Annotated in this window: 4 protein-coding genes; 3 read left to right on the forward strand and 1 reads right to left on the reverse strand. The window is 68.5% G+C overall.

Features of this window, described 5'->3' with window-relative positions; translation table 11 throughout:
* Positions 1–36: 36 nt before the first annotated feature.
* The gene (locus tag ACFWPJ_RS14610; protein WP_378851246.1) at positions 37–504 is read right to left on the reverse strand and encodes an SRPBCC family protein; all 468 of its coding nucleotides are present in this window, start codon (positions 502–504) and stop codon (positions 37–39) included.
* Positions 505–743: 239 nt separating this feature from the next.
* Here ACFWPJ_RS14610 and ACFWPJ_RS14615 point away from each other — a divergent pair, with 239 nt between their 5' ends.
* The 3 genes from ACFWPJ_RS14615 to ACFWPJ_RS14625 all read left to right on the forward strand — a co-directional run.
* A complete protein-coding gene (locus tag ACFWPJ_RS14615) occupies positions 744–1247 on the forward strand; it encodes a 2Fe-2S iron-sulfur cluster-binding protein (RefSeq protein ID WP_378851249.1) in 504 nt (167 codons plus the stop codon).
* Complete coding sequence (locus ACFWPJ_RS14620) at positions 1244–2236, forward strand: FAD binding domain-containing protein (protein WP_378851251.1); 993 nt, start codon at positions 1244–1246, stop codon at positions 2234–2236. The genes ACFWPJ_RS14615 and ACFWPJ_RS14620 overlap by 4 nt, the downstream gene beginning before the upstream one ends.
* Positions 2233–4288: xanthine dehydrogenase family protein molybdopterin-binding subunit (locus ACFWPJ_RS14625; protein WP_378851254.1), on the forward strand; the 2056-nt coding region annotated here is incomplete at its 3' end. The genes ACFWPJ_RS14620 and ACFWPJ_RS14625, both read left to right, overlap by 4 nt.

Below are 4288 nucleotides of genomic sequence, written 5' to 3' on the forward strand. Positions count from 1 at the left end.
GTCCGGTCGCCACCGTCAACATGTCGAGATCTGGGGTCAGAATCCGGCGTCGGGGCGTGGGATGTCGCCGCGCCAGGCGCCGGTTTCGCGGCCCTCGCCCTCGATGAAGTGCTTGAAGCGGTTCATGTCACCGTGCACACGGTGCTTCAGCACGCCGAGCTTGTCGGCGGCGGTTTCGACGAACCCTTCCGGGTCGACCTCCATCTGCGCGGTGATCCGGGTGTGGGTGTCGTCGAGGCGGTGAAAGGTGATGACTCCGGCGTGCTCGGGTCCACTGTCGGACTTCCACGCGACGCGCTCGTCCGGGTGCTGCTCGGTGATCGTGGCATCGAACTCCCGCGTCGACGGACCGACGTGGATGCGCCAGTGCGTGTGCTGGTCGTCGAGCTGGCGAACCTGCTCGACTCCCTCCATGAACTGCGGAAATGTCTCGAACTGGGTCCACTGGTTGTAGGCCGTACGGATCGGGACATCCACATCGACAGTTGCGGCTACCGTGCTCACTGGTACTCCTTCCCCAGCCCGATTGCGTCGCCGCCACGGGCTGGATTCGGTTTCTCGTACAGTGCGGCCCATACCCGGCGCCGCACAGCGCAAACGAGAGCGCTGGTTCGGGACTGTGCGTTGGTAGCGTGGCGGACGGGCGTGTGAGCACAAGGATGGACAGAAGCTGGTAGCGGGCCGAAAAGCTCAGCTGCGTTGGTCGATGTGGAATCTGTGTCCCCCGGCGAGAGGCATCTTCGATGCGCGCGCAGATCAGTGTGACCATCGACGGACAGATCCGGACGGTCACCGTCGACACCCGAGCCACCCTGCTGGACGTCCTGCGTGAACAGCTGGGCGTGACGACCCCGAAGAAGGGGTGTGATCACGGGCAGTGCGGGTCGTGCACCGTCCTGCTGGATGGGCGCCGGGCCACCCTCTGCCTGGCGCTGGCCGTGGCCAACGACGGCGCGACGATTGTCACCGCCGACGGGCTCGCCGACGGTGACGAGCTGCATCCGATCCAGCGGGCGTTCCTCGCGCACGACGGCTTCCAGTGCGGGTACTGCACGCCGGGTCAGATCTGTTCGGCGGTCGGCATGCTCGACGAGATGAAGGCGGGCGTGCCGAGCCTGGTGACCGCGGACGCGACCACCGGGATCGAATTGAGCGCCGAGGAGATCCGCGAGCGGATGAGCGGCAATCTGTGTCGCTGCGGGGCGTATCCGAATATCGTCGCGGCGATCCTGGAGGCCGGGCGATGAGGGAGTTCGCCTACGAGCGCGCCGAGGACGCGGCGGGGGCGGTCGCCGCGATTCTCGCCCAGCCCGATGCCGTATTCCTCGGCGCGGGAACAAATCTCGTCGATCATCTCAAGCTCGGGATCATCGCTCCCGGCCTGCTGGTCGACGTCAGCAGGCTGCCGTTCGACGAGGTGACCGAGCGTCCAGGCGGCGGTGTGCGCGTCGGTGCGGCCGTGCGTAATGCCGATCTGGCCGCCCACCCGATCATCCGGGCGCGCTATCCGATGCTGTCGGCGGCACTGCTGGCCGGTGCGTCGGCGCAGCTGCGCAATCTGGCCACCACCGGCGGCAACCTGCTGCAACGCACCCGGTGTTCCTACTTCCAGGATCCGTCCATGCCGTGCAACAAACGTCAGCCGGGCAGCGGTTGCTCGGCGATCGGCGGATTCGATCGCGACCATGCCATCTTCGGCGTGTCCAGCGCCTGCATCGCCACCCATCCGTCGGACATGGCCGTGGCGCTGGTCGCGTTGGACGCGGTGGTGCGGGTACTGGGCGCGAACGGCGAACGCGAAATCCCCGTCGTCGACCTGCACCGGCTGCCCGGTGACGAACCCGAGCGCGACACCGTGCTCGAACACGGCGACCTGATCACCGCTGTCGACGTGCCCGCGCTGGACTGGGCCACCAGGTCCACCTACCGCAAGGTGCGCGATCGCGCGTCCTTCGCGTTCGCGCTGGTGTCGGTGGCGGCCGCACTCGAAATCGCCGACGGTGTCGTGCGCGACGCGCGGATCGCGTTCGGCGGGGTCGCGCACAAGCCGTGGCGAGCCCGCGCCGCCGAGGACGCCCTGCGCGGCGCCGCCGCCACCGAGCAGAACTTCGCCGCCGCCGCGGACGCCGAGCTCGCTGCCGCGCGACCGCAGCGCCAGAACGCGTTCAAGATCCCGTTGACGCGCGCTGTTCTCGTCGCGACGCTGCGCGAACTGACCGAGCGGGAGGTGCGATGAGCTCCCCGATCCGCGCCCGGGCGATGGGCGCTTCACCTACCCGGATCGACGGTCCGGCGAAGCTGCGCGGCCGCGCGCCCTACGCGATGGAACATCCCCAGCAGGACCCGCTGCACGGCTACCCGATCCAGGCGACCATCATCCGTGGCCGGGTGCGGGAGATCGACGCGAGCGCGGCCGAACGGATCGACGGCGTCGTCGCCGTGCTCACCCGGCACAATGCCGCGCGGCTGGCCGGCGACGACGACAACGAGCTGTTCATCCTGCAGAACGACGGTGTCGCTTTCCGTGGTCAGCTGATCGGCGCGGTCGTAGCGACCAGCCCCGAGGTGGCCCGTGAAGCCGCGGCTCAGGTCCGGGTGACCTATGACGAGAGCCCCGCCGATGTCACCCTGAGCGCGGACCGGGACGACCTCTACGCGCCCGACGACGTGAGCGGAGGGTTCGCCACCGATACCTCCATCGGCGATGTGGACAGCGCGCTTGCCCTCGCACCGGTGACGATCGATCACACCTATACGACCTCGATGGTCCACAACGCTGCGATGGAGCCACACGCCACCGTCGCGCAGTGGGCCGACGACACGTTGCTGCTGTTCGACTCCACGCAGGGCCCACATGTGGTGCGGTCCACGATCGCGTCGCTGTTCGGGCTGGCCCCCGAGCAGGTCCACGTCATCGCGCCCTACGTCGGCGGCGGCTTCGGGTCCAAGGGCGAACCGCACGCCAATATCGTGCTCGCGGCGATGGCGGCGAAACTGGCCGACGGCCGACCGGTGAAGCTGCCGTTGACCAGACAGCAGTTGTTCTCGCTCACCGGCTACCGCACGCCCACCATCCAGCGGGTCCGGCTCGGCGCGCACCGGGACGGCACCCTGACCGCGATCGCCCACGATGTCATCGGACAGACCTCCAAGGTCAAGGAATTCGCCGAGCAGTCGGCAGTCGCCTCCCGGATGATGTATTCGGCCACCCACCGTTCGACCTCCCATCGCTTCGCGGCCTTGGATGTGCCCGTCACGTCGTGGATGCGCGCGCCGGGACACTGCCCGGGCATGTATGCCGCCGAGACGGCGATCGACGAGCTCGCGGTCGCCCTCGGGATGGACCCGATCGCGTTGCGCATCCACAACGAACCCGAGGTCGATCCGGAGTCGGGGCGGCCGTTCTCCAGTCGCGGTCTGGTCGAGTGCCTCCGCACGGGAGCCGAGCGCTTCGGCTGGGCGGATCGCGATCCGGCGCCGAAGTCGCGGCGTGCGGGTCGATGGCTGATCGGATCGGGGGTTGCGGCGGCCACCTATCCGGCCGATGTGGCCGGCGGCAACAGTGCCCGGGTGCGGTGGACCGGCGACCGGTACGAAGTCGCCATCGACGCCGTCGACATCGGCACCGGCACGTGGACCACCCTCGGTCAGATCGCCGCCGACGCCCTCGGTGTCGACCTGCACCGGATCGATCTGCGCATCGGCGATTCCCGCCTGCCCGCCGGATCGGTGGCGGGTGGTTCGAGTGGCATGGCGTCCTGGGGCTCCGCCGTGGTGGCGGCGGCGAAAGCCTTCCGGGATCGATACGGACCCGAACCCGCGGACGGTGCCGAGATCACCCTTGCCGCTCCCAAAGATCCTGCGCGCAAGGACTATTCGACGCACGCGTTCGGCGCACACTTCGTCGAGGTCCGGGTGGACATCGACACCGCCGAGATCCGGGTGCCGCGGGTGGTCAGCGTGTTCGCCGCAGGCCGCATCATCAATCCGCTGACGGCGCGTTCGCAATTCGCCGGCGGCATCACCATGGGAGTGTCGATGGCGCTGCTCGAACAGAGCCACTTCGACGAGCGTTTCGGTCAGGTGGTCAACCACGACCTCGCCGGATATCACATCCCGGTCAACGCCGATGTCGGCGATATCGACGTGAGCTGGATCGACGAACACGATCCCCACGTCAACCCCATGGGCTCCAAGGGAATCGGCGAGATCGGCATCGTCGGCTCGGCCGCGGCGGTGGGCAACGCGATCTACCACGCCACCGGTGTGCGCATCCGTCACCTGCCGA

The organism is Nocardia sp. NPDC058497 (genome assembly GCF_042720195.1).
In the GTDB taxonomy this organism is placed as follows: domain Bacteria; phylum Actinomycetota; class Actinomycetes; order Mycobacteriales; family Mycobacteriaceae; genus Nocardia.

What these genes read in the sequence shown, in the direction of transcription:
- ACFWPJ_RS14615 (WP_378851249.1), top strand. Translation starts at nt 744, where the DNA reads ATGCGCGCGCAGATCAGTGTGACCATCGACGGACAGATCCGGACGGTC.
- ACFWPJ_RS14620 (WP_378851251.1), top strand. Translation starts at nt 1,244, where the DNA reads ATGAGGGAGTTCGCCTACGAGCGCGCCGAGGACGCGGCGGGGGCGGTC.